At 66.3% G+C, this 23,580-nt stretch carries 24 protein-coding genes; 2 read left to right on the forward strand and 22 right to left on the reverse strand.

The genetic code is table 11. The annotated features are described in order from the left end of the window. Positions 1-109: 109 nt before the first annotated feature. The 10 genes from ACSQ9E_RS12830 to ACSQ9E_RS12875 all read right to left on the reverse strand — a co-directional run bounded on the left by ACSQ9E_RS12830 (position 110) and on the right by ACSQ9E_RS12875 (position 9,114). A complete protein-coding gene (locus ACSQ9E_RS12830; protein WP_436217991.1) occupies positions 110-646 on the reverse strand; it encodes a disulfide bond formation protein B in 537 nt (178 codons plus the stop codon). 179 nt (positions 647-825) lie between these two features. Further along, entirely contained in the window at positions 826-1,950 is a 1,125-nt protein-coding gene (locus ACSQ9E_RS12835) for a sulfate/molybdate ABC transporter ATP-binding protein (protein WP_057204261.1), read from the reverse strand. Between the two features lie 19 nt (positions 1,951-1,969). Further along, positions 1,970-2,884 carry a sulfate ABC transporter permease subunit CysW gene (cysW, locus tag ACSQ9E_RS12840; protein WP_057204259.1) on the reverse strand — a complete coding sequence of 305 codons (915 nt, stop codon included), beginning with the start codon at positions 2,882-2,884 and terminating at the stop codon, positions 1,970-1,972. Positions 2,885-2,945: 61 nt separating this feature from the next. Continuing rightward, positions 2,946-3,836 (reverse strand): sulfate ABC transporter permease subunit CysT, encoded by an 891-nt coding sequence (cysT, locus tag ACSQ9E_RS12845; protein WP_436178332.1) that lies wholly within the window; start codon positions 3,834-3,836, stop codon positions 2,946-2,948. Positions 3,837-3,839: 3 nt separating this feature from the next. After that, on the reverse strand, positions 3,840-4,844 hold the full coding sequence (locus tag ACSQ9E_RS12850) for a sulfate ABC transporter substrate-binding protein (protein ID WP_436217992.1): 1,005 nt from the start codon (positions 4,842-4,844) through the stop codon (positions 3,840-3,842). A gap of 140 nt (positions 4,845-4,984) precedes the next feature. After that, a complete protein-coding gene (locus tag ACSQ9E_RS12855; RefSeq protein ID WP_436217993.1) occupies positions 4,985-5,605 on the reverse strand; it encodes an RBBP9/YdeN family alpha/beta hydrolase in 621 nt (206 codons plus the stop codon). Positions 5,606-5,638: 33 nt separating this feature from the next. Continuing rightward, a complete protein-coding gene (locus tag ACSQ9E_RS12860; protein ID WP_007857275.1) occupies positions 5,639-6,280 on the reverse strand; it encodes a peroxiredoxin in 642 nt (213 codons plus the stop codon). Positions 6,281-6,394: 114 nt separating this feature from the next. Beyond that, positions 6,395-7,129 (reverse strand): AAA family ATPase, encoded by a 735-nt coding sequence (locus ACSQ9E_RS12865; RefSeq protein WP_436217994.1) that lies wholly within the window; start codon positions 7,127-7,129, stop codon positions 6,395-6,397. A 29-nt stretch (positions 7,130-7,158) separates the two neighbouring features. After that, positions 7,159-8,028, reverse strand: a complete 870-nt coding sequence (locus ACSQ9E_RS12870; RefSeq protein ID WP_436217995.1) for an HDOD domain-containing protein — start codon at positions 8,026-8,028, stop codon at positions 7,159-7,161. A 138-nt stretch (positions 8,029-8,166) separates the two neighbouring features. Beyond that, a complete protein-coding gene (locus ACSQ9E_RS12875; protein ID WP_436217996.1) occupies positions 8,167-9,114 on the reverse strand; it encodes a LysR substrate-binding domain-containing protein in 948 nt (315 codons plus the stop codon). Positions 9,115-9,238: 124 nt separating this feature from the next. On the opposite strand from ACSQ9E_RS12875, the gene ACSQ9E_RS12880 reads away from it, so the two are divergent. Next, positions 9,239-9,883, forward strand: coding sequence for an FMN-dependent NADH-azoreductase (locus ACSQ9E_RS12880; protein WP_436178327.1), 645 nt, complete (start codon positions 9,239-9,241; stop codon positions 9,881-9,883). Between the two features lie 76 nt (positions 9,884-9,959). Here ACSQ9E_RS12880 and ACSQ9E_RS12885 read toward each other — a convergent pair whose 3' ends face one another. The 12 genes from ACSQ9E_RS12885 to ACSQ9E_RS12940 all read right to left on the reverse strand — a co-directional run bounded on the left by ACSQ9E_RS12885 (position 9,960) and on the right by ACSQ9E_RS12940 (position 22,800). Next, a complete protein-coding gene (locus ACSQ9E_RS12885; RefSeq protein ID WP_179680155.1) occupies positions 9,960-10,508 on the reverse strand; it encodes an NADPH-dependent FMN reductase in 549 nt (182 codons plus the stop codon). Positions 10,509-10,679: 171 nt separating this feature from the next. Beyond that, a complete protein-coding gene (locus ACSQ9E_RS12890) occupies positions 10,680-12,761 on the reverse strand; it encodes a family 2A encapsulin nanocompartment cargo protein cysteine desulfurase (protein WP_436217997.1) in 2,082 nt (693 codons plus the stop codon). A gap of 12 nt (positions 12,762-12,773) precedes the next feature. Further along, positions 12,774-13,706 carry a family 2A encapsulin nanocompartment shell protein gene (locus ACSQ9E_RS12895; protein ID WP_057204241.1) on the reverse strand — a complete coding sequence of 311 codons (933 nt, stop codon included), beginning with the start codon at positions 13,704-13,706 and terminating at the stop codon, positions 12,774-12,776. A gap of 78 nt (positions 13,707-13,784) precedes the next feature. Further along, complete coding sequence (locus ACSQ9E_RS12900) at positions 13,785-14,057, reverse strand: helix-turn-helix domain-containing protein (RefSeq protein ID WP_436217998.1); 273 nt, start codon at positions 14,055-14,057, stop codon at positions 13,785-13,787. Next, the gene (gene epsC, locus ACSQ9E_RS12905) at positions 14,054-14,989 is read right to left on the reverse strand and encodes a serine O-acetyltransferase EpsC (RefSeq protein WP_057204239.1); all 936 of its coding nucleotides are present in this window, start codon (positions 14,987-14,989) and stop codon (positions 14,054-14,056) included. Before epsC ends, ACSQ9E_RS12900 begins: the two co-directional genes overlap by 4 nt. Positions 14,990-15,049: 60 nt before the next feature. Further along, positions 15,050-15,541: a rhodanese-like domain-containing protein gene (locus ACSQ9E_RS12910; protein WP_436217999.1), complete on the reverse strand. Its 492-nt coding sequence runs from the start codon at positions 15,539-15,541 to the stop codon at positions 15,050-15,052. A gap of 217 nt (positions 15,542-15,758) precedes the next feature. Continuing rightward, positions 15,759-16,541, reverse strand: coding sequence for a 3-hydroxybutyrate dehydrogenase (locus tag ACSQ9E_RS12915; RefSeq protein WP_436218000.1), 783 nt, complete (start codon positions 16,539-16,541; stop codon positions 15,759-15,761). Positions 16,542-16,587: 46 nt separating this feature from the next. Further along, positions 16,588-17,337: an acetoacetate decarboxylase gene (locus ACSQ9E_RS12920; protein WP_428000864.1), complete on the reverse strand. Its 750-nt coding sequence runs from the start codon at positions 17,335-17,337 to the stop codon at positions 16,588-16,590. Between the two features lie 93 nt (positions 17,338-17,430). Continuing rightward, positions 17,431-18,594: a DUF3734 domain-containing protein gene (locus ACSQ9E_RS12925; protein WP_436218001.1), complete on the reverse strand. Its 1,164-nt coding sequence runs from the start codon at positions 18,592-18,594 to the stop codon at positions 17,431-17,433. Positions 18,595-18,833: 239 nt separating this feature from the next. Then, on the reverse strand, positions 18,834-20,078 hold the full coding sequence (gene solA / locus ACSQ9E_RS12930; protein ID WP_436218002.1) for an N-methyl-L-tryptophan oxidase: 1,245 nt from the start codon (positions 20,076-20,078) through the stop codon (positions 18,834-18,836). A gap of 102 nt (positions 20,079-20,180) precedes the next feature. Continuing rightward, on the reverse strand, positions 20,181-21,344 hold the full coding sequence (locus ACSQ9E_RS12935) for a hypothetical protein (protein WP_436218003.1): 1,164 nt from the start codon (positions 21,342-21,344) through the stop codon (positions 20,181-20,183). A gap of 505 nt (positions 21,345-21,849) precedes the next feature. Further along, the gene (locus ACSQ9E_RS12940) at positions 21,850-22,800 is read right to left on the reverse strand and encodes an ADP-ribosylglycohydrolase family protein (protein WP_436218004.1); all 951 of its coding nucleotides are present in this window, start codon (positions 22,798-22,800) and stop codon (positions 21,850-21,852) included. 82 nt (positions 22,801-22,882) lie between these two features. Between ACSQ9E_RS12940 and ACSQ9E_RS12945 the strand changes: the two genes are divergently transcribed. Further along, on the forward strand, positions 22,883-23,578 hold the full coding sequence (locus tag ACSQ9E_RS12945) for an NUDIX hydrolase (RefSeq protein ID WP_436218005.1): 696 nt from the start codon (positions 22,883-22,885) through the stop codon (positions 23,576-23,578). Positions 23,579-23,580 lie beyond the last annotated feature (2 nt).

Genomic DNA, 23,580 nt, shown 5'->3' on the forward strand with positions numbered 1-23,580 from the left:
TCGTGGCGCGCTTCCCGCGCGAGAACCCTGTGTGAAGATTGCGCTGCTGCAGGGAGGGTAAAACAAAAGGCGCTCCGAGGAGCGCCTTTGTCATGGGTACAGAGAAAACTCAAGCCATCGAATAGCCCGCCCCACCCCGGCGCCTACCCTTGAGATGCCGCCCCAGCAGCACCAGCATCACCACCCCAAACCCCACAAAGCAGACAAACGACCAGTTGGCAATCGAGCCGCCCAGAAACGTCCAGTCAATCGCCGCACAGTCGCCCGAGCCGCGGAAGATCATGGGGATGGCGCGGCTGATGGGGTAGTTTTCGATCATGCCGTAGAAGTCGCGGCCGCAGGTGGCGACCTCGGGCGGGTACCACTGCAGCCAGCTCTGGCGGGCGGCCACGAAGGCGCCGAAGCCGGCGATGAGAACGGCGATGCCGGCCAGCGACATCCACCAGCCGCGCGAATCACGCGCAGCTGCCAGGCCCGTGAAGATGGCCACGCCGATCAGCGCGTAGCGCTGCACGATGCACATGGGGCATGGCTCCAGCCCCACCACATGCTGCAGGTACATGCCGAAGGCCAGCATGGCCACGCAGGCCAGGCTGATCAGCCCGAGGATGCGGCGCGGCGCGTTATCAATCCAATTCAACACCATATTCTTGTCATCCTTGATGCGGATTTGCATTCAACCGGCTAACGTCGTTGGGGAGCCTTGCCGTGCAACAGCACTGTCTGCGGCTCCCCGCCTAGTTATCCGATTGAATGCCAATCCGCTTGGGCCCCAGCACCCCGGCTTGCGCCGGGTGCCAGCAAAAAGCACCAGGTAGGCAAGCGTCAGATGTTGGCAGCGTGGTCCAGAAAAACCCGGGCGCGGCGCGGTGTCACCACCAGCGTCTCACCCTCCTTGAAACCCATCTCCCGGAACTGCTGCGCGGGGATCTGCGCCTCGATCAGCATCTCGGGATTCGAATTGTCCGCTGGTTTGTGATCGTCGGATGGAATAAGTTCCAGCCGCGCGATGGGCCCGACCACGATGGCGCGGCTCAGTTGCGCCACGATGCCGCGCGGGCGGCCTGCGGCGTCGATGCCGGCGCCGGGGGCGTAGCGCTGCACATCGAGGTCGTGCGGGCGCACATAGGCAAAGGCCTTGGTGTCCTGCGCGTCGGCGTGCTCGGGGGCGTCGAGCTGCATTCCGTCCAGGTGCACCAGGCCTTCGTGCGCGCGGCCCTGGAACAGGTTCACGTCGCCCAAAAAGCCGTAGACAAACGGGCTGGCCGGGTTGTCCCACACCTGCTGGGGCGAGCCGCTTTGCTCGATGCGGCCCTGGTTGATGACCACCACGCGGTCGGCCACCTCGAGCGCTTCTTCCTGGTCGTGGGTCACGAAGATGCTGGTCACATGCAGTTCGTCGTGCAGGCGGCGCAGCCAGCGGCGCAGCTCCTTGCGCACCTTGGCATCGAGGGCGCCGAAGGGCTCGTCGAGCAGCAGCACCTTGGGCTCCACCGCCAGGGCGCGGGCCAGGGCGATGCGCTGGCGCTGGCCACCCGACAGCTGCGAGGGATGGCGCTCGGCCAGCCAGTCGAGCTGTACCAGCTTGAGCAGGTCGGTGACCTTTTTCTTGATCTGGGCCTCGCTCGGGCGTTCGCTGCGGGGCTTGACGCGCAGGCCGAAGGCCACGTTCTCGAACACCGTCATGTGGCGGAACAGCGCATAGTGCTGGAACACGAAGCCCACGTTGCGCTCGCGCACGTGCACATCGGTGGTGTCCTCGCCCGAGAAGTGGATGGTGCCCACGTCGGCCGTCTCCAGCCCCGCGATGATGCGCAAGAGCGTGGTCTTGCCGCAGCCCGAGGGGCCGAGCAGTGCGATCAGCTCGCCCGAGGCGATGTCCAGGCTCACGTCGCGCAGGGCATGGAAGTCGCCGAACTGCTTGCTGACGTTGCGAATTTCGATACTCATGGTGTGCTTTCTTCTTCCTTCAGCGCGCAGAGGGGGCGGTGGCGGGCGCGGGGCGCTCGGGCGGCAGCTCGGCTGCGGCCTTCATTTGCTGCTCGTTGCGCCACTCGGCAATCGACTTGATGACCAGGGTGACCAGCGCCAGCAGCGCCAGCAGCGAGGCTGCGGCGAAGGCAGCGACCGACTGGTACTCGTTGTAGAGGATTTCCACGTGCAGCGGGATGGTGTTGGTCTGCCCGCGGATGTGGCCCGACACCACCGACACCGCACCGAACTCGCCCATGGCGCGGGCGTTGCACAGAATCACCCCATACAGCAGGCCCCACTTGATGTTGGGCAGCGTGACGTACCAGAAGGTCTGCCACCCGGTGGCACCGAGCACGATGGCGGCCTGCTCCTCGTCGTTGCCCTGGGCCTGCATCAGCGGGATCAGCTCGCGCGCGATGAAGGGGAAGGTCACGAACACGGTGGCCAGCACGATGCCCGGCACGGCAAAGATGATCTTGATGTCGTGCGCCTGCAGCCAGGGGCCGAACCAGCCCTGCGCGCCGAACATCAGCACGTAGACCAGGCCGGCCACCACGGGCGATACCGAGAACGGCAGGTCCACCAGCGTGGTCAGGAAGGCCTTGCCCTTGAACTCGTACTTGGCAATGCACCAGGCCGCCGCCACGCCGAACACCAGGTTCAGCGGCACGGCGATGAGCGCCGTGATCAGCGTGAGCTTGATGGCCGACCAGGCATCGGGCTCGCGCAGGCCGTCGAGGTAGGCGCCAAAGCCCTTGCGCAGCGCCTCGGCGAACACCGCAGCCAGCGGCAGCACCAGGAACAGCAGCATGAACAGCAGCGCCACGGTGATCAGCGTGTAGCGCACCCAGGGCGCCTCGGTGGTGCCGGCGCGGGCGCGGCGCACCGTGCGGGAGTTCGCACCGCTCATTGGGAAACCTCCGTGCTGCGCACTGCGGTGCGAGCTTGCTTGAAGCGGTTCAGTGCTGCGCTCATGATGGTGCCCCCGCGTGGCGCCGCTGCCAGGCCTGCAGCGCGTTGATGACCAGCAGAAGGATGAACGAGATCACTAGCATGACCACCGCCACGGCGGTGGCGCCGGCGTAGTCGTACTGCTCTAGCTTGCCGATGATGATGAGGGGCGTGATTTCAGAAACCATGGGCATGTTGCCAGCGATGAAGATGACCGAGCCGTACTCCCCCACCGCCCGCGCGAACGCCATGGCAAAGCCGGTGAGCAGCGCGGGGGTGATGGAGGGCAGGATGACCTTCGTGAAGGTCTGCCAGCGCGTGGCGCCCAGGCAGGTGGCGGCTTCTTCAAGCTCTTTTTCGGCGTCTTCGAGCACCGGCTGCACCGTGCGCACCACAAAAGGCAGGCCGATGAAGATCAGCGCGATCACGATGCCCGCGGGCTTGAAGGCCAGCTGGATGCCCAGCGGCTCCAGGTACTGCCCCACCCACCCGTTGCTAGCCAAGAGCGCGGTGAGCGAGATGCCGGCCACGGCCGTGGGCAGCGCGAATGGCAGGTCCACCAGCGCATCGACGATCTTCTTGCCAGGGAACTTGTAGCGCACCAGCACCCAGGCGATCAGCAGGCCGAAGAACAGGTTGACCAGGGCCGCAATGAACGATGCGCCGAAGGTCAGCCGGTACGAGGCCATCACACGCGGTGCGCTGATGGCCGCCCAGAACTGCTCCCAGGTCAGGGTGAAAGTCTTGAAGATCAGTGCCGACAGCGGGATCAGCACGATGATGCTCAGGTAGAAGAGCGTGTAGCCCAGCGTCAGGCCAAAGCCGGGCAGCACCCGCTTGGGCGCACGCCGGCCGGCCTGCGCAGGGGCCGTCATGGCACCCCGCGCGGCCACAGAGGTCGCAGCGGTCATGGTTTACTTGGCGCCGGGCGTGTAGAGCTTGTCGAACTGGCCGCCGTCGTTGAAGTGCACCTTCTGTGCATCGCTGAGCGAACCGAAGTACTTGGCCACGGTGAACTGCTTCAGGGGCTTGAAGGTGGCGGCGTACTTCTTGAGCACGGTTTCAGAGCGCGGGCGAATGGCGTGCTTGGCCGCGATCTCCTGGGCTTCTTCGGAGTACAGGTAATCGAGGTAGGCCTTGGCCAGCGTGGCCGTGCCCTTCTTGGCCACGGTGCGCTCGACCACGGCAATGGGGTTCTCGGCCACCACGCTGACCGATGGGTAGATCGCATCGACCTTGCCGGCGCCGAACTCGCGGTCGATGGAGACCACTTCGGATTCAAAGGTGATCAGCACGTCGCCCTGGTTGCGCTGCAGGAAGGTAGCGGTGGCATCGCGCCCGCCCTTGGCCAGGATGGGCACGTTCTTGTACAGCTTGCCCACGAACTCGGCGGCCTGCTCTTCGGTGCCGCCCTTCTCGCGCACGGCGCCCCAGGCGGCCAGGTAGGCATAGCGGCCGTTGCCGCCGGTCTTGGGGTTGACCACGATGACCTGCACGCCGGGCTTGATCAGGTCTTCCCAGTCCTTGATGCCCTTGGGGTTGCCGTTGCGCACCAGGAACAGCATGGTCGAGGTGGTGGGCGAAGCGTCGTTGGGGAATTTCTTGGACCAGTCCTTGGCCACCACGCCGCTGTCGGCGAGGAACTGCACGTCAGTGGTCGTGTTCATGGTGACCACGTCGGCCGCCAGGCCGTCGTTCACGGCGCGCGCCTGGGCGCTGGAGCCGGCGTGCGACTGGTCGATCTTGATGTCCTTGCCGGTGGTCTTCTTGTAGTGGGCGGAAAAGGCGGCGTTGTAGTCCTTGTAGAACTCACGCGCCACGTCGTACGAGACGTTGAGCAGCGAGTCCTGGGCCAGCGCCATGCCACTGGCGGTGAGCGCCAGAGTGGCCAGAAGAGTCTTGAGTTTCAAAGAAGTCATGTGGCGTAGCCTGTAAGGAAAAGCAGAAGATGCCCCATTGTCCACACAGCGCCTTAAAACTCAAAAGAATACATTCTTGTTAATTAAGCTGCTTTTTGGAATATAGAAACGGAAAGGCCCGTGCAGCAAGCCGCAGCCTCTCAGGCCGTGGCCTGCAAGGCAGCTTGTGCGGGGGCCGGCGCCCCTACCCCGCCCTGCTCGCCCGTCAGCGACTGCAGCAAGGCCCAGCCCAGAGGCCATTCGCCATGGCCCGATTCCACGTTGATGTGGCCGGCCTGCTGCATGCGCACGAACTCGCTTCCCCAGGCGCGGGCGTACGCTCCGGCCAGGCGAATGGGGCAGTACGGGTCGTTGCTGCTGGCCACCACCACGCTGCGGTAAGGCAGTTGCGCGCAGGGCACGGGTGCAAAGTCGTTGAGGATGGCGCGGCGCTCCGGGTCGGCCGGCGCCACCAGCAGCGCGCCGTGGATGCGCGCCGCCGCCTCGGGCCCCAGGTGCGTGGTGGCGATGCAGCCCAGGCTGTGCGCCACGATCACCACCGGGTGCGGGGCGGCCAGCACGGTCTTTTCGAGCGTGCCGACCCAGGCGCTGCGGGTGGGGGTGATCCAGTCGTCCTGCACCACGCGGCGCGCCTCGGGCAAGCGCTCGGTCCACAGGCTTTGCCAGTGGCCGGGGCCGGAGTCGCGCCAGCCGGGGACGATGATGATGGAAGTGGGGTTCACAGGTGTACCGCCTGGCGCGGCCCTGGCAACAGCCTGCATTGGCAGGCATGCGGGGGCCGCAGCCGGGCCTACTTACTTGTTGGGCTGGGGAGTGATGCGCAGGTAGGGGCGCACGGCCTTGAAGCCCTTGGGGAAGCGCTGGGCGATCTCGGCCGGGTCCTGCAGGCTCGGGACGATGATGACGTCGTCGCCGTCCTTCCAGTTGGCGGGCGTGGCCACCTTGTGGCTGTCCGTCAGCTGCAGCGAGTCGATCACGCGCAGGATCTCGTCGAAATTGCGGCCCGTGCTGGCAGGGTAGGTGAAGGTGGTGCGGATGACCTTCTTGGGGTCGATGATGAACACGCTGCGCACAGTGACCGTGGTCGATGCGTTGGGGTGGATCATGTCGTACAGGTCGGCCACCTTCTTGTCCGCATCGGCCAGGATGGGGAAGTTGACGGTGGTGTTCTGCGTCTCGTTGATGTCGCCCACCCAGCGGTTGTGCGAATCCACGGGGTCCACGCTCACGGCGATGGGCTTGACCTTGCGCTTGGCGAATTCGGTGGCCAGTGCGGCCGTCTTGCCCAGCTCGGTGGTGCACACGGGCGTGAAATCGGCAGGGTGCGAGAACAGCACCACCCACGAGTCGCCCGCCCATTCATGGAAATGGATGGGGCCGGCGGTGGATTCCTGGGTGAAGTCGGGGGCGGTGTCGCCGAGTCGCAAAGTGGCCATGGAGATGCTCCTTCAATGTCTGATGGAGCCATTCTGCGAGCCGGTCTTTAAAACCCAAACGAATATATTGTTCTGACTTAATCGCAAAAACGTCTATCAAAAGCGCAAAACCGCTCAATCGTCGTCCGCCAGCAGCCGATCCAGCCGTTCCCGGTAGTTGTTGAGGAAGTCGTGCGTCACCGCGTAATGCTCAGTGTCCTCGTACGACACCTCCGACAGGCCCGTGCCGTCGAACTGGATGATTTTGGCGTGCGGATACGCCAGCAGGATGGGCGAGTGCGTGGCGATGATGAACTGCGACTTGTCTTCCACCAGCTGGTGGATGGCCGAGAGTGCGGCCATCTGGCGGTTGGGCGACAGTGCCGCTTCGGGCTCGTCCAGCAGGTACAGGCCCTTGCCGCGGAACTTGTGGGCGAGCAGGGACATGAAGGCCTCGCCGTGCGACAGCCCGTGCAGCGAGTCGGTGCCGTAGGCCTCGGGAACACCGTTGTCGTCCACAAAGGTGGCCACATTGAAAAAACTCTCGGCCCGAAGGAAGTACCCATCTTTGGGCTGGCGAAAACTTCGCGCCAGCCGCAGCATCTCATGCAATGAAGATTCCGAACCCGCAGTAGCCAGGCTGAAGTTGCGCGTGCCGCCCTCGGGGCTGTACCCCAAAGCCAGAGCAATGCCCTCCAGCAGCGTGGACTTGCCCGAGCCGTTTTCGCCCACGAGGAAGGTCACGTCCGGGTGGAACTCCACCAGGCCCATCTCCCGGATGGCGGGTATGTTGTACGGGTAGCTGTCGAAATCCACCTCTGCATCGGGGCGGATGCAAACGCTCTGGAGATAGGGTTTGGCGGCAAGCATGGTGCCGCCATGCTAACGGTCGCAACGGCTCAGAACCGCACGGCCTCGAAGGCCGGATGCAATTCGTCCACCCAGTGGTCCAGCTCTTCCTCCGACACCGCCAGGTGGTCCATGCAGGCCTGGCCGTGCTGCAGCCAGTCGCGCGTGGGCTGCAGGTTGTCGTGGTGGTTCACCAGGTATTCGGCCAGCAGGCCCAGGGCCACCAGGTGGCGCACGGTGGGGTTGAAGCGCTCGTCCTGCAGGGCCGCAAAATCGTGGTGCAGCCAGATGGCCTGGGCCACATCGCCCGGCAGGTGCCAGGTGCGCGCCACGATGGCACCCATCACGGCGTGGTCGGTGTGGTGGTTGGCGTTTTCGGTCTGGGTGAAAGTGCGGTCCTTGCGGGCCAGGGCCTCGGTCACGGTGGAGCCGTAGCCGCGCACGGCCTTGACCAGCACCGGCATGCCCACGTGGCAGAACAGGCCGAAGCTGTAGCCCAGGCCGGGGTCGAAGCTGTAGAGCTGGCGCCCGATGTGCTCGCAGGCAATGGCGCGGCGCTGCGAGCTTTCCCAGAAATGCTCGAGCAGTGGGGAGCGCACCATGAGCGCATTGCGCGTGATGAAGGCCGAGAGCAGCTCCACCGCCGGGTTGAGCCCGAGCACCGTGAGCGCCATGCCGATGGTCTGCACCGGCTGGGCCAGGCCATACAGAGGGCTGTTGGCCTGGCGCATCAGGGCGGCGGCCATGGCCACGTCGGACGAGGCCAGTTGCTCCAGCGCGCCCGAATCGAGCTCGGGCGCGGCCACGATCTGCTGCAGGCGCACCAGGGATTCCGGGCACGGCGGTATCACGATGGCCCGCACGGACGGGTGGACGCGGGCCTTCTGGAGGTGGGTGTCGATGGGGTGGGAGGTTTTCACGGCGCGCCCTGGGCACCTGCGCAGGGGTGGCGCGCAGGCAACCGGTCAGTTGCAACTGGTTGCATTGTGGCCTGAAAATGCCCACTGGGCAGAGACCCGCGCGCTTGGCTGACTTCGCCACATGGCGTATTGCGCGTGTTATGTCCCAGCCCCGTCCAGCCCTGCCCCACCATCGCGCGCAGTCAGGCTGTTGCGCCCCGGCATGGCCTCGCCCAGGTAGTCGAGAAAGCTGCGCACCGCTGGCGACAGCCCGCGCCGCGAAGGGAACACCGCGTGCACGATGGCCGGCGGCGGCACCCACTCGGGCAGCACGCGCACCAGGCGGCGCTCGCGCATCTCCTCGTGGCACATGTAGTCGGGCATCCAGCCCATGCCGATGCCGGCCAGTACCGCGAACTTCAAGGTCAGCAGGTCGTCGGCCACGTAGCGCGGCGTGTGGTGCACCACCTGGTGTGCGCCGCCGGGGCCCATCAGGTTCAAGGTGGCGCGGCCATCGGGGGCCGACATGGCTACGCTGTCCATGCGCGAGAGGTCTTCCAGCGTGGTGGGCGTGCCCTGGCGTATCAGCAGGTCGGGGCTGGCCACGAGGATGGTGCTGGTCATGTCCAGGCGCTTGACGACCATGCTGCCGCTGTCCTCCAGGGAGGGACGCACACGCAGGGCCACGTCGATGCCCTCCTCCACCACGTTCACCGCACGGTTGCTGACCATCATGTCCACCCGCACCTCGGGGTAGCGCGCCAGGAAGGGGGGCATCATCTCGGCCAGCACCGTCTGCGCCAGGGTCACCGGGCAGCTCACGCGCACGGTGCCGCGCGGCACGGTCTGCACCTGGGCCACGGTGTCGGCCGCTGCCTGGGCAGACTCGCGCATGGCCTGGCAGTGGCGCAGGTAGGCCTCGCCCACCTCGGTCAGCGAGAGCTTGCGCGTGGTGCGCTGCAAGAGGCGCACGCCCAGCTGTGCCTCCAGGTCCGACACGCGGCGCGACAAGCGCGATTTGGGGATGCCCAGGGCGCGGCCGGCGGCGGCAAAGCCACCGCGCTCGACCACCTCGGCGAAATACAGCATGTCGTTGAGGTCTTGCATAAAGTACATCGTTCTACTGATAGGACAATCTATCGCAAGTTCAATGCCTTATCAACAAACAAGTGCGTCTCCACAATTCACCCATGGCCACACGCTGTGGCTTCCACCCACAGGAGATTCCCTTATGCAACTGCTTCACATCGACTCGGCCATCACCGGCGAACAATCCGTTTCGCGCGAACTCACCAAGCGCATCGTCGCCGCCTGGAAGGCCGGCCACGCCAACACCACGGTGCAGTACCTGGACCTGGCTGCGCAGGCACCTGCCCACTTCACGGCCGACGCCATGGGTTTTCGCACCGGCCAGGAAGCCTCGACCGATGCGCAGCGCAGCGAAAACGCCCTGTCCGAAGCCCTGGTGAGCCAGTTCCTGGCGGCCGACGTGATCGTGATCGGCGCCCCGCTGTACAACTTCACCATCCCCAGCCAGCTCAAGGCATGGATCGACCGCGTGGCCCAAATCGGCCGCACCTTCAAGTACACCGACAAGGGCCCCGTGGGCCTGGCCGGCGGCAAGACGGTGATCGTGGCATCGAGCCGCGGCGGCGTGTACTCCACCAGCGAAGGTGGCCAGGCAATGGAGCACCAGGAAAGCTACCTGAAGGTGGTGTTCGGCTTCTTCGGCATCACCGACGTGCGCTTCGTGCGCGCCGAAGGCGTGGGCATGGGCCCTGACGCCAAGGCTCTGGCCTTTGCCAATGCCGACAAGGACATCGCAGCACAGACCGCAGTGCCCGCCAACCAGCCCCAAGTGGCACAAGCCGCCTGATCCGGCCAACGGTTCACACAGCAAAACGCCGCCCTTGAAGGGCGGCGTTTTTCATGGTGCGTTCAGAAGAAGAAGCTCAGATGTGCTTCTTGACCCAGCCAACATAGGCATCCACCCAGCCCTGCAGGAACTTCTTGCTGCCTTCGCCCACGTTGCCGTCGGCGTCGAACAGGCCTTCCTTGGCATGGATGAAGCCCTCGGGCTGGCCCAGGGTGGGCACGTCGAGGTAGGCCAGCACGTTGCGCAGGTGCTGTTGCGCCAGCGCGGTGCCGATGGCGCCCACCGAGGCGCCGATCACGCCGGCGGGCTTGCCGCCCCAGGCGCTCTGGCCGTAGGGGCGCGAGGCGTGGTCCAGCGCGTTCTTGAGCACGCCGGGGATGGAGCGGTTGTACTCGGGCGTCACGAACAGCAGGCCCTGGGCTGCCTTGAGCTCGCCCTTGAGGCGCACCACGGATGCCGCCTGCTGACCGTCGTCGTCCTGGTTGTACAGGGGCAGGTCATCGATGCGCAGGTGCGTGAATTGGAAATCCGCCGGGGCCAGCCGCTCGATGGCGGTGGCCAGCTTGCGGTTGAACGAATCCTTGCGGAGGCTGCCGACGATGACGGCGATCTGGACATTGCTCATGAAAACTCCTTGTGAGGGGGACGACACGGAGAAAAGCGCTGCAGGGTCTCCCAACCCCACAGCACGAAGCGCTTGCCATGATAGCCACAGACCGTGGCCTGAGGATGAAGCAGGTGCAGCGCAATTGCTATATTTTGTATAGCAATTGCGCCCAGTGCTGAGACCTCTTGCTTACCCCGCCCGCCTTTGCCCGGCCAGGCGCTGCACCACGGCCACCAGGCGGTCGATCTCGTCAAAGGTGTTGTAGAACGCCAGCGAGGGCCGCACCGTCGTCTCCACGCCGAAGCGGCGCAGGATGGGCTGGGCGCAGTGGTGGCCGGTGCGCACGGCAATGCCTTCGTCGTTGAGCGCCTTGCCCACCTCTTCGGTGGTGTAGCCGGCAAGCACGAAGGACATCACGCTGGCCTTGTCGTCAGCCGTGCCGATGAGGCGCACGCCGCGGATGGCAGAGAGATGGCGCATGCCGTAGACCAGCAGCTCGTGCTCGTAGCGGGCGATGTTCTCGATGCCCACGCGGTTCACGTAGTCGATGGCGGCGCCCAGGCCCACGGCGTCGGCGATGTTGCCGGTGCCGGCCTCGAACTTGTTCGGGATGGGCTGGAACACCGTCTTCTCGAAGGTCACGTCGGCAATCATGTTGCCGCCGCCCTGCCAGGGCGGCATGTCTTCGAGCACGGCGCGCTTGCCCCAGACCACGCCGATGCCAGTGGGGCCGAAGACCTTGTGGCCCGAGAAGACGAAGAAATCGGCCCCCAGGTCCTGCACGTCCACCCGCATGTGCGAGACCGACTGCGCGCCATCGACCAGGGTGGTGGCGCCCGCCCGCTTGGCCAGCGCCACGATCTCCTTGACCGGCACCACGGTGCCCAGGGCGTTGGAGACCTGGGTGACGGCGACGATCTTGGTGCGGTCGTTGAGCAGCTTCTGGTACTCATCGAGCAGCACCTGTCCCGAGTCGTCCACCGGGATCACGCGCAGGCGTGCGCCCTTGGCGGCCGCCAGCTGCTGCCAGGGCACGATGTTGGCATGGTGCTCAAGGTGGCTGACGATGATCTCGTCGCCCTCGCCCACATGCTGCGCGCCCCAGCTCTTGGCCACCAGGTTGATGGCCTCGGTGGTGCCGCGCACGAAGATCACCTCGTTCACATCGGGCGCGTTGATGAAGCGCTGCACGCGCTGGCGCGCGCCTTCGTAGGCATCCGTCGCGCGCGCAGCCAGCTCGTGCGCCGCGCGGTGGATGTTGGAGTTCTCGTGCGCGTAGAAGTGGCTGATGCGGTCGATGACCGACTGCGGCTTGTGCGTGGTGGCCGCGTTGTCGAACCAGACGAGCTGGCGGCCGTTCACCCGCTCCTGCAGCACCGGGAAGTCGCGGCGCACCGCATGCACGTCGAACGCCGGGTGGGCGCTGCGGTCGGCATGGGGGACATTGCTGCTGGCCGCTGGGGCACGGCCGGGCGTGGTGTAACCACCCGGTAGCACCACGGCGTCGGCAAAGTAGAACCGGGGTTCGGTCGATGGCACGGTGCTGGGCACGCCGGTACCGGCCGTGGGTGAGCCCACGCGCGTCACTTCGGGCGCCGCGAACGGCAGGCGTGCCAGGGCATCGAGCCCGCCAGGAGCGGCGCCATGCCCGTCGGGCGGCGTCAGCCTGGGCGCGCGGTCTGCCGCCAGCGGATGGCCGTGGCGATCGCCGAAAAAGTAGTACGGCGATGCACCCTGGGCTGGTACTGCCGCGGATGGACTCGGAGGCAGGGCCGCTTGCGGGTGCGCGGCCTGCGGCACACCCAGCACGCCGCTGCCAAAGCGCGGCTCGTAGGCCGGCAAGGTGCTGATCACCGAATCGGGCACGCCATTGCCCGCCACCGCATGCGGCAGCAGGGCCGGCGCGCGGTGCGCCAGCGATGCCAGCGGCGTGGGCGAGGCAGGCACCAGGTTGGCACCCGGCACCAGCCCTTGCGGGATGGGCGTACCGGGCACGCCAGGGCCGAAGCCCGCCGGGCTCACCAGCGGTGAGCCGGCCGGCGCGATATTGACGGGCGCCTGCACGCCGGGCGGCCAGGGCGTACCCTGCCCTGCCCCATGCAGCGAGCCTGGTGGCGTGGACGGCAAGGCACCCGCTGGCCCCGCGAAGCGGGGTTGCTCGCCAGGGGCAGCGGCAAACAGCGCCGTCGCCAGGCTGGCCAGCAGCGCCGTATCGATCGGTGGCTGCAGCGTGGCGGGCACGCCGGCAGGGGTGAAGGAAGGAGTGGTCACCGCGCGGCCGCTTTACTTGTAGGTGTCGGGGTAGTCGTGGTACTTGTTGATCTCCACGTCGTCCAGCACGGCCAGGGCGTCGGGCGTGAGCACGGCCAGCGAGCAGTACAGCGAGATCAGGTACGAGGCGATGGCATGGTTGTTGATGCCCATGAAGCGCACCGACAGGCCCGGGCTCTGCTCGCCCGGCAGGCCGGGCTGGAACAGGCCGACCACGCCTTGGCGCTTGTCGCCCACGCGCAGCAGCAAAATCTTGCTCTTGCCGTCGGCCACGGGCACCTTGTCCGACGGGATCAGCGGAATGCCGCGCCAGGTGATGAACTGCGAGCCGAACAGGCTCACCGTGGGCGGCGGGGTGCCGCGGCGCGTGGCTTCGCGGCCGAAGGCGGCGATGGCCAGCGGGTGGGCCAGGAAGAAGGCGGGCTCCTTCCAGACCTTGGTGAGCAGCTCATCGAGGTCGTCCGGCGTGGGCGCGCCCGTGAGCGGGAACACGCGCTGCTCTTCCGTCACCTGGGCCAGCAGGCCGTAGTCGGGGTTGTTGATGAGCTCGCTCTCCTGGTTTTCCTTGATCGTCTCGATCGTCAGGCGCAGCTGCTCCTTGATCTGGTCGTGCGGGCTGCTGTACAGGTCGGAGATGCGGGTGTGCACGTCGAGCACGGTGCTCACGGCGTTCAGGAAGAACTCGCGCGGGTTCTCTTCGTAGTCGACGAAGGTGCGCGGCAGCTGGTTCTCTTCCTCGCGGGCGGTGCAGGTGACCTTGATCAGCTCGGGGTTCTTGACCGTGTTCAGGCGGTAGATGCCCGCCTCGACCGGCACCCATTGCAGCAGGTGCGTGAGCCAGCGTGGCGAGATGGTCGAGAGTTGTGCGGTGGTCTTGGTCGCATTGGCGAGTTGCCGTGCTGCGTTGTCGCCCAGGGCGGTCGTGCCGCCCACTGTTGCCGTCATGTGAGGCTCCGTATCAGAAAGGTTGGTAAACGAACAGGTATCGATTCCCAGCCAGTGTCGGATGCCCCCGCTACCGCTTCAACATGCTATAGCCGCCAATGGCTGCCCTTTCAGCACATTCGCACTGGTCAGTTGATCGCAATGCCCGAGCAAGGTCGCGCTGCTCACGCCCAGCGCCTGCGAGAGCTTGTCGATGGTGACCAGCGAGGCAATCGCCCGGCCGCGCTCGATCTCGCCCACGTAGGACCGGTTCAGGTCGGCATGTTCGGCCAGCAGCTCCTGCGACCAGCCCCGCGGCTCGCGCAGGCGCCGCACGGCGGTGCCGAAGCTGCGTACCAGCACATCGCTCATGCCGCCACCGTTCCCGAAGAGTCGCCATTGCGGCTGGCATCGTGGCGCGACAGGGCCTGCGTCACGTTGCCGCCCGCGGGCACGTCGTGCGTGATCCAGACATTGCCGCCAATGGTGGCGCCGCGCCCCAGGGTCACGCGGCCGAGCACGGTGGCGCCGGCGTAGATGACCACGTCGTCCTCCACCACCGGGTGGCGCGGCAGGCCTTTTTGCAGGTGCCCGTCATCGTCGGTGGGAAAGCGCTTGGCGCCCAGCGTGACGGCCTGGTACACGCGCACGCGCTCGCCGATCACTGCCGTCTCACCGATCACGACCCCCGTGCCATGGTCGATGAAGAAGCCCGCGCCGATCTGCGCACCGGGGTGGATGTCGATGCCGGTGAGCGAATGGGCTTGCTCGGCCACGATGCGTGCCAAGAGCGGCAGCTCCAGCTGGTACAGCCGGTGTGCCAGGCGGTGGTGGATCATGGCCAGGATGCCGGGGTAGCACAGCAGCACCTCGTCCACGCTGCGTGCGGCCGGGTCGCCGTGGTAGGCGGCGAGCACGTCGCTGTCGAGCAGGCTGCGGATGTCGGGCAGCGATGCGGCGAAGCTGCGGGCCGCCTGCACGGCGCGCTTTTCGATGTTCTGCTCTTCCACCGGCTGGTGGCGGTGCACGTAGCGCAGCTCCAGCCGGATCTGCGCCAGCAGGCCGTGCAGGGCCGCGTCCAGCGTGTGGCCCACGTAGAAGTCCTCGCTCTCCTGGCGCAGATCGGGCGGGCCCAGGCGCATGGGAAAAAGCACGCCCTTGAGCTGTTCCACGATGTCGGCCAGCGCATCGCGCGAGGGAAACTCGCGCCCGCCGGGCTCCTGCGAGCGTTTTTGCAGGCTGCGCCAGTCGCGGCGCACGGCGTGCAGCGACTGCACGATGGGTTCGATGTTGAAGACGGCCATGGGAGGGGGTGGAAAGCAGTGGTTCAGTCGTGGGATCGGCCGTGGGCAGCAGGGGTCAGGCTAATCCTGAATCCAGGGCAGGCCGTGAAAGCGCCAGCCATCCGAGCCGCCGCGCTGCTGGCGTTCGTCGATCTCGCCCTCGAAGCCTTCGAGCACGTTGAAGACCTGGGTGAAGCCGGCCTTGGCCGCCGCTTCGGCTGCCAGGGCCGAGCGCTTGCCGCTGCGGCACAGCAGCAGCGCCGTGGCCTCCTTGCCGCCATGGCTTGCCAGGCGGGCTTCGAGCTCGCGCACGAAGCGCGGGTTGCGCTGCAGGGCGGTGCCTGTGGCCCACGGTACATGCAGGCTGTCCGGCACGTGGCCGACGAACTTCAACTCTTCGGCGGAGCGCACGTCCACCAGCACGGCGTCGCCAGCGGACACGAGTTTCCACGCCACGGTGGGCGACACACCACCCGCATAGGGCAGGCCCGAGGCCAGTGCGACCGAGCGGGCGGATTCCAATTCCTGTGCGAGCAGGGTATCCTGGGTGTCCTGGATGGCGGATGAAGACATGGAGGGGTCCTTGAGGCTAGGTTTGGCAGCCCTCTTGTGTGGGCTGCTATGAACATGCACCCACTCTAAAACCCTTCCCATAAAACCCAAAAGAATAAAAACTGGTTTCTATAAAACCAAATCATCCTTGTAGTGGGCTAACAGGGAGCTTTCCGGCCGCCTGCCACGCCCCTGCGGCCCACGCAGGCTGATCTTCACAGCCTGTGCGCGCTACGGATCACTGCATGAACCAGCCGTGGCTCACCACCAGCGACTGGCCGGTCAGCGCGTTCGTCGGGAAGCCCGCGAACATCAGCGCGACCTGTGCGACGTCGTCGGTCGTGGTGAACTCGCCATCCACCGTCTCCTTGAGCATCACGTTCTTCACGACCTCTTCTTCGGTGATGCCCAGGGTCTTGGCCTGCTCGGGGATCTGCTTTTCCACCAGCGGTGTGCGCACGAAGCCCGGGCAGATCACGTTGGCACGCACGCCGTGCTTGGCGCCTTCCTTGGCCACCGTTTTGCACAGCCCGATCAGGCCGTGCTTGGCCGTGACGTAGGGGGCCTTGAGCATCGAGGCCTCCTTGGAGTGCACAGAGCCCATGTAGATCACGCTGCCGCCACGGCCCTGGGAGTACATGTGCTTCAAACAGGCCTTGGTGGTGAGGAAGGCGCCGTCCAGGTGGATCGCCAGCATCTTCTTCCAGTCGGCGAAGCTGAATTCCTCGACGGGGTGCACGATCTGGATGCCGGCATTGCTGACCAGGATGTCGATGCCGCCAAAGGCGGCAGCCGCCTCCTCGACCGCCGCGTTGACCTGGTCTTCGCTGGTCACGTCGACAGCGACGCCGATGGCCTGGGCGCCCGTCGCCTTGAGTTCGGCGGCCGTCGCGTCAGCGGCCTCCTTGTTCAGGTCGGCGATGACGATCTTGGCGCCCTGCTTCGCGAACACGATGGCGATTTCCTTACCGATACCGCTGGCCGAGCCGGTGATGAAAGCGACCTTGTCCTTGAGCTGCATGGTTTTTCCTTGTGAAGTGGAACGATGAAGAGAGCAATGGAGGGGTTCAGGCGAGGTAGTCGTGTTCGACTGTACCCAGCGCCAATGTCATGTCTGCAATGAAGTGCACGGCCGATTCGACCTTCAGCACCGGCAGGTCGGCCACGGGCGCCAGCGCATGGGGGTGCAGCTCCAGCGAGGCAGGTGCCGTCCATGCTCCATGCAGGGTGACGTCGACCATGTGATAGCGCACCAGTTCGCAAATGCGCGTTGTGCCATCCACGTGTGGAATGATCTTGAGCAAGAAGTTGGGCTGGGCGATGCCCGCGAGAACCGGGCCAGGCGGGAGCGCCTGGTGCTTGAAACCCATCGTAGCCGTGGCCACGCGCACCTTGCCGTAGTCCAAGGTGCCGACCACCACATCGGTTTCATAGTCGAACACCGGCGACGCCAGCTTTTTCGGGAACCCCCAGAGTTCTCGCCCTCCGGCGATGGGCGGGTGGTCGTTCAGGTACATGGCGTGCACATAGGCGCCCTGCTCCACGCCCTTGTCGGTGCGCAGTTGCACCGGGATGACCTGGCCGGATTCGGTGTAGTCACCGAAGCCGGTCGAGTCCGGCATGCGGATGAACTCGTACTTGACCAGCGGCTCCACCACTTCGAGCGGCTCGGGCACCACGGCTCGCAGGGCATCGAGGTCGGTGCGGTAGGTGATGACCATGAACTCCCGGCGCATGAAGCGGTAGGGCCCCGGCGCAAATGCCGGGCTGGTGAGCGGCATGGCAAAGGCCTGGCGCCTGACGTCGTCGATCTTCATGGTGTGGAACTCCCTTGCAATCCGTTGAAGGCAGATACCAGTCTTTGCGCCAACACTTAGGCAGCGCTTAAGCGGACCGGGCACGACCGGAACTCACACCACCGGCTGGGGCCTGCGTGGCTGGCTTCCCTGGATGTCCAGCGCCGGACGGCGCACGCGCAGTGCGCCGGGCTCGCTCAGGTCGAAGGTGGTCACGCCGTACTGGGTTTCGCTCTGCAGCCATTCGGGGTGCGACAGCGTGGTGCGCATGTCGCGCATGCCTGCCTCCCAGTGCTCGTTGACCGTGGTGCGCGAGAACTCGTAGTCCTTCGAATCGAGTTCGTAGTGCTTGTTGCGGTAGATGAGGTGCACGATGTCGATGGGCTTGTGCGTCATCTGCGCGCACAGGGCGGTCACGCTCGGGTCGTCGCGCAGTTGCGGCGGCAGCTTGTCGATCAGATCGGCCAGCGCCTGCTGCAGGTTGACGTTGGCCGACAGCGCATCGGTGTTCATGCGCGTGCGGCTGGAATAGGTGATGTCCTTTTGCCGCTGCGCCACCTCCGACAGGGTGCGGGGCATGGTGCCGCGCGCACTGAACAGGTCGACCTGCAGCACCACCAGGGGCCGCGTGCGCGGGTGAACGTCGAGCACGTACTGCAGCGGCGTGTTGGAGACGATGCCGCCGTCCCAGTAATCCTCGCCATCGATGTGCACGGCCGGAAAGCCGGGCGGCAGCGCCCCACTGGCCATGATGTGCTCGGCGCAGATTTTGTCCGTCATGTTGTCGAAATAGACCGAATTGCCGGTGCGCACGTTCACCGCGCCCACGCTCAGGCGCATGCTGCGGTGGTTGATGCGGTCGAAGTCGATCAGCCGCTCCAGCGTGAGCTTGAGCGGTGCCGTGTCGTAGTAGCTGATCACGGGCGCTGCGGCACCGAGCAACAGGGACGGATCCAGACGTGGCTTGAAGAAACCTGGAATGCCGAACAACACCGCCGTCGCCGCGCTCCACTGGTTGAGCGCGGTGCGTTCGCCCGCCGTGCCCGGCACCTGCTGGCCAAAGCCCGAGGAGACCTGGTGCCAGAACTCCCGCAACCGCGCGACGCGGTGCTCCGGCGCGTTGCCCGCGATCAGGGCCGCGTTGATGGCCCCGATGGATACACCCGCCACCCAGTCGAGGTGCTGGAACTTCTCGAAAAGGGCTTCATAGACGCCCGCCTGGTAGGACCCCAGCGCCCCACCCCCCTGGAGCACCAGCGCCCTGTCGGCGGAGCTCATCTCGATGCCCGCCGCAGGCCTTCTGCCCAATGCAGGCTTTGCCTTAGCCCGTTGTTTCGTCGCCATGGATGCCCATCTGAAAAAGGGTGGGTTGCACAGGATTTCCCATCGGTGAACCGGAGAAATGTGCGCCATGGCGACGTTGAACAACGTCCCCGCGTTGGCGCGTGCCTTGGTCAGAGGGGCACGGGCGCCCAAAGTTCAACGGCCGCCCGGCGCGCCCTGCTCCTGGTGCCGCTTCAGGCTTGGGTCTGCAGCTCCTGCCGTGGATTCCTGCCGTCCCCTGCAGTACCAAGCCCGCGCACCGCATGGCCGAAGGGCCGCAGGTCCACACCACCGGCTTCGCCCAGTACCTGCTGTGCCAGGGCCTCGCCCACCGCGGCCGAGTGCTTGAACCCATGGCCCGAGCAGGCCGAGGCCACGTGTACGCCTGGCCACCCTGGCAGTCGGTCCACCACGAAGCCGTGGTCCGGCGTCACCGTGTACAGGCAGGCCCGCGCATCGGTGCACCGGGCAGCAGGGGCGTGAAAGCGCGGCAGCACGTGGCGCTGGAGCATGCCGTCCTTCTCCGCGTCGGCCACGGCGCGGTCCACGGTGTCGGGCGTGGTGGTGGCCAGGTACTGCGCGGTGGCCACCTTGAAGGCTGGCACGCCCGCATCCGCGACCGGAAAGCCGTAGATCGAATCGTCCGGCCCGTCGCGAAAGGTCCAGATGAAGACCGGGAACGCCCCGGGCTCGAACGATGGTGTAGCGGCCCCCACGTCGAACCAGAACATCACCTGGCGGTACACCGAGAGCTGGGGCGCCCAGGCATGCTGCAGCTCCTGGCCCAGCAGGCCCGGAAGCCACGGGCCGGCGGCCAGTACCACCTGCCCTGCGCTGTAGGTGCCCTGGGTGGTGACGACGCGCAGGTGGTCGCTCTCGCGCGCCAGGCCTGTCACGCGCACCCCCGTCTGCACGGTGGCGCCATGCACCTGGGCCTGTTGCAGTTGGGCGCTGATGGCCGCCTCGGGCCGCACGAAGCCGGCGTCGCGCTCCCAGTAGGCAAACTCGTTGTCATTCAGCTGGAACTGCGGGTAGCGCCGGCGCAGGTCGGAATGGTCCAGCACCTCGTGGGCAATGCCGTGGCGCTGCGCGATCGCGATGGTGCGGCCCACGAAGTCATCGGGCTTGCCCGCGCGCACCGCCCCACCGTCGCGCGGCCCGAGCACCAGGCCATGCGTGCGGGTGTAGATGGATTGGCCCGTGGCCGCCTCCAGTTCGCGCCAGATCTCGTGCGAGCGGCGCACCAGGGGCACGTATTCATCGCCCTCGCCCACGGCCAGCCGCGTGATGCGGGTCTGGCCATGCGAGGAGCCCAGGCTGTGCGGCGGCTGAAACTGGTCCAGCCCGAGCACGCTGGCCCCCCGTTGGGCCAACTGGTACAGGGTGGCGGCGCCTACGGCACCGAGGCCGATGACGATGGTGTCGAAATGATGGGGCATGCGGAGTCAGGCCAAAAGACAGGGCACGAGCTTAAGCGCCTGGCCGCCCCCTTCCAACGCCACATTTCGCATGAGTTCATGACGAAATCCCCCCGTCAGTCATCACTGCGGCCAGATCTTGCCCTTGCTCACAAAGCCACCAGTGCTGGTCTTGTAGCCGAAGTGGACCTGCACGTTGAACGCGCGCAGCTCGGCGTCCGTGAAGTCCAGCGCGGGCGTGAACTTCAGGCTGGCGGCGTTCGCCACCTGGCTGGCGAAGGCGATGCCCTCCACATCGGCCGGTACCTGGCTGGTCCAGGTGCCGTTGGCCAGGCGGAAGAACCAGGCATCCGCCGGGAACGACAGGCCGTTGGCCGGAACCAGCGCCGCCACCCAGGCGCTGATCTTCGGGTTGGCAGCCACATCGGATGCCGCCTGCGCCAGCGTGATGTCCAGCCGCAGCGGCTGGCCGGCAGCGGACGCCACCGAGGTGGCCACCGTGGACGGGACCGGCAAGGTCGTCGCATTGGCCGGCGGGGTGACCGTGCCCGTGCCCGTCCCTGCACCACCCGGGCTCGCTGCATCCACCGGATCGGGATAGGTGCTGGTGGTCCAGACGATCTTTGCATAGCCGGCTGCGTACTGGGCCATGTCGACGTCGATGGCCCCCTGCACGTCGTACAGCGGGGCGCCGCTCAGCTGGCGCACGTAGAGCCAGTTGCCTTCGCTGGTGCTGCCCCGGTTGCCATCGAGCTGGCCGCCCACGAAGCGCAAGGTACCGCCACCGTCGTGCACCACGAGCTGGTCGGCGCTGCGCTCATTGACCAGGCGCGAGAACGCGCTGTCGATGCGCTCACCGCTCTGGGCTTTCTGGTACTCCGCCCCACTCAGGGCCGCCTCGCGCACCGGCGCCGAACCGTAGCGCAGAGCAAAAGCCGACTGCGTCCGCTGCGGCGCATAGCCCGAGAACATGAATGAACGCGTTCCTGCGGGGATGAAGATCTTGAATTCCTTGTACTGCAGCTGGTAGCCGGTGAACTCTGGCAGCGCAAGCGATCCGCCGCCCGGGAACGCGCAGCCGCCCGTGGCATAGCCGATCACGCAGCCGGTGGCACCTTGCGGTGCGTACTGCTGCTTGAAGCCGACCTTGGTATCGAATTTGTAGTTGTAGGAGCCGGCCGCCGGAGGCAGCGCAATCCTGAGCGCCGACTGGTGCAGCGAGACGAAGTTGGCCGCCTGGGCAAACGGAGCCACCGCAGCCAGCAAAAAAACAGCGAGATACCGCATGGGACACATCCAGGAAGAATAGACAGGGAACAAGGACAAAATGAAACAGTGAACGGCCGGTAGCTGGCTCTGATCAGGTTTCGTGCCTGGTTGCCGGGCGCAGCTTCCACCGAGGTCTAGGGCGTGTCATCCATCATTTCGCCCCCGCGCTGACCCCGGCATGCGGATGGATGCGCGAAGCGCGGCGCAGCCAATAGCGGGCTATTGGCAAGCCGAGCGACAAAGCAGACGCCGCATGCCGGGGCCAGCCCGAAGGGAAAGCCTGCAGCGCGGCTCATTGCGGCGTTGCCCTTCGCTTGTGTAGCCGAGCTACACGGCACTCAGGGCGCCTTGCACTGCACCGCGCTGCAGGCTTTCGCGGGGGTGAAATGATGGATGACACGCCCTAGCGTACCCCGCAGCGGCCAGAACGATGGGCCGAAAAGCGGGAGGGCACGGCCGCTTATCCCGGCCTGGCGGGTGTCGGCGGCCCGCCGGGAGCCAGGAAGCCTCTGATGGACGCGGCCTAGACCGGCACGGCCCGCCCGTCCCTGTGCAGCAGCCCTGCCGCCATGTCGCCGATCTCCTCGCCCATGAACAGCATGCCGCGCCAGTGCGCGGGAATGCCCTCAATGCCGTAGAAAGCGCCCGCCACCTGCCCGGTGATGGCGGCCGTGGTGTCGGCATCGTCGCCCAGGTTGGCGGCGGCCAGCACGGCATCGGCAAACGATCCGGTGGTGGCAAAGCACCACAGGGCCGCCTCCAGCGAGGCCACGCAGTAGCCGCTGCCGCGGATGGCGTCGCGCGGCTTGTCCCGGTACTGGCCTGCCGCGATGCTGCGCACCGCAGGACAGGCCAGCCCCTCCTGCACCACGGTCAACACCTCCATCCTCGCGGCCTCGCCGCGCCGGGCGTCGGCCCCCAGGGCATTGGCAATCACCTCGGCCAACACGCTGCAGCACTCGACCGCCTCGGCCGCGCCGTGCGTGGTCTGCGAACTGAGCCGCGCCTGGCGCAAAACCGCCTGCATGCCAGGGAAATAGCGCAGCACCACGGGCGCCAGCCGCATCAGCGAGCCGTTGCCGGCGGTCTGGGGGTCGGTGGAGCCGGCCATCGGCTCGCCGTTGGCCATGAAGCGCGACAAGGCATCGCGCACGGTGATGCCGATGTCGAAGCATGTGCCGGTCGGGCTGGGGTAGCCCCAGCGCCACCAGTTCACATAGCGGCGCATCTGGTCTTCGGCGTCGAAGCCACCCCGGTGCAACAGGCTCTGCGCCAGGCAGATGGCCATGGAGGTGTCGTCCGTCCACTGGCCCGGCGCCAGGCGGAATGGGCCGCCGCCCACCATGTCCGCGATGGGCTCGAAGCTGCCGCGCGGGCTGAACTCCAGCGTGGTGCCCAAGGCATCGCCACAGGCCAAGCCGACGAGGCAACCGCGGTAGCGGCTTTCGAGGTCATTGTTGAAATCCGATGGCATAGGCCCTCCTACTTAGTTTCATTGATGAACTTATGATAGTTTCATTAAAATACTAAGTCAACCAGCCGCCACAGAAAACGCCATGCCCAAAACTTCTGCAGAAACCACTTTCCCGCCCGTCATCTGCACCGTGGACGTGGTCCTCATGGCGCTCAAGGACGATGCCCTGCACGTCGTGCTGCTGGAACGCAAGAACCCGCCTTTTGCCGGCGCACTGGCCCTGCCGGGCGGTTATATCCACGCGCAGGAAGACCGCACGGCCTGGGATGCGGCGGCGCGCGTGCTGCGCGACAAGACCGGCATCGTGAGCCCGTACCTCGAACAGCTGGCCACCTACTCAGGGGCCGACCGCGACCCCCGGGGCTGGTCGGTCTCCGTCGTCTACTACGCGCTGGTGCCGGCCGAGCTGCTGCCCACCGACCGCGAAGGGCTCACGCTGGCACCGGTGGCCGCGCTGCCCGCCCTGCCCTTCGACCACCAGGACATCGTGGCGCTGGCCGTGGAGCGCGTGCGCGCCAAGAGCCAGTATTCCTCGCTGCCGGTGTACCTGTGCGGCGAGCGCATCACCCTGCCGCGCTTGCAGGCGGTGTACGAGGCGGTGCTGGGCGAGCCCATCAACAAGGTGAGCTTTCGGCGCAAGATCGACGAGCTGGACATGCTCGAACCCATCGCGGGCGAGCAGGAGACCGGTGGGGCGCACCGGCCGGCGCAGATCTACCGCCTGCGCGAAGAGTACCGGCGCGCGCTGTCTACCGTACAGCGCGGCATCAATTCCTGAAT

This window comes from Acidovorax sp. LjRoot118, assembly GCF_964253575.1.
In the GTDB taxonomy this organism is placed as follows: domain Bacteria; phylum Pseudomonadota; class Gammaproteobacteria; order Burkholderiales; family Burkholderiaceae_C; genus Acidovorax.

Coding starts and splice junctions, on each gene's coding strand:
- ACSQ9E_RS12835 (WP_057204261.1), bottom strand. CDS start 1,950: ATGAGTATCGAAATTCGCAACGTCAGCAAGCAGTTCGGCGACTTCCAT.
- ACSQ9E_RS12895 (WP_057204241.1), bottom strand. CDS start 13,706: ATGACGGCAACAGTGGGCGGCACGACCGCCCTGGGCGACAACGCAGCA.
- ACSQ9E_RS12900 (WP_436217998.1), bottom strand. CDS start 14,057: ATGAGCGATGTGCTGGTACGCAGCTTCGGCACCGCCGTGCGGCGCCTG.
- ACSQ9E_RS12885 (WP_179680155.1), bottom strand. CDS start 10,508: ATGAGCAATGTCCAGATCGCCGTCATCGTCGGCAGCCTCCGCAAGGAT.
- ACSQ9E_RS12920 (WP_428000864.1), bottom strand. CDS start 17,337: ATGAAGATCGACGACGTCAGGCGCCAGGCCTTTGCCATGCCGCTCACC.
- ACSQ9E_RS12880 (WP_436178327.1), top strand. CDS start 9,239: ATGCAACTGCTTCACATCGACTCGGCCATCACCGGCGAACAATCCGTT.
- solA (WP_436218002.1), bottom strand. CDS start 20,078: ATGCCCCATCATTTCGACACCATCGTCATCGGCCTCGGTGCCGTAGGC.
- ACSQ9E_RS12855 (WP_436217993.1), bottom strand. CDS start 5,605: ATGCAGGCTGTTGCCAGGGCCGCGCCAGGCGGTACACCTGTGAACCCC.
- cysT (WP_436178332.1), bottom strand. CDS start 3,836: ATGACCGCTGCGACCTCTGTGGCCGCGCGGGGTGCCATGACGGCCCCT.
- ACSQ9E_RS12830 (WP_436217991.1), bottom strand. CDS start 646: ATGGTGTTGAATTGGATTGATAACGCGCCGCGCCGCATCCTCGGGCTG.
- ACSQ9E_RS12865 (WP_436217994.1), bottom strand. CDS start 7,129: ATGCTTGCCGCCAAACCCTATCTCCAGAGCGTTTGCATCCGCCCCGAT.
- ACSQ9E_RS12915 (WP_436218000.1), bottom strand. CDS start 16,541: ATGCAGCTCAAGGACAAGGTCGCTTTCATCACCGGCTCGGCCAGCGGT.
- epsC (WP_057204239.1), bottom strand. CDS start 14,989: ATGGCCGTCTTCAACATCGAACCCATCGTGCAGTCGCTGCACGCCGTG.
- cysW (WP_057204259.1), bottom strand. CDS start 2,884: ATGAGCGGTGCGAACTCCCGCACGGTGCGCCGCGCCCGCGCCGGCACC.
- ACSQ9E_RS12925 (WP_436218001.1), bottom strand. CDS start 18,594: ATGAGCTCCGCCGACAGGGCGCTGGTGCTCCAGGGGGGTGGGGCGCTG.
- ACSQ9E_RS12850 (WP_436217992.1), bottom strand. CDS start 4,844: ATGACTTCTTTGAAACTCAAGACTCTTCTGGCCACTCTGGCGCTCACC.
- ACSQ9E_RS12945 (WP_436218005.1), top strand. CDS start 22,883: ATGCCCAAAACTTCTGCAGAAACCACTTTCCCGCCCGTCATCTGCACC.
- ACSQ9E_RS12910 (WP_436217999.1), bottom strand. CDS start 15,541: ATGTCTTCATCCGCCATCCAGGACACCCAGGATACCCTGCTCGCACAG.
- ACSQ9E_RS12940 (WP_436218004.1), bottom strand. CDS start 22,800: ATGCCATCGGATTTCAACAATGACCTCGAAAGCCGCTACCGCGGTTGC.
- ACSQ9E_RS12860 (WP_007857275.1), bottom strand. CDS start 6,280: ATGGCCACTTTGCGACTCGGCGACACCGCCCCCGACTTCACCCAGGAA.
- ACSQ9E_RS12875 (WP_436217996.1), bottom strand. CDS start 9,114: ATGCAAGACCTCAACGACATGCTGTATTTCGCCGAGGTGGTCGAGCGC.
- ACSQ9E_RS12935 (WP_436218003.1), bottom strand. CDS start 21,344: ATGCGGTATCTCGCTGTTTTTTTGCTGGCTGCGGTGGCTCCGTTTGCC.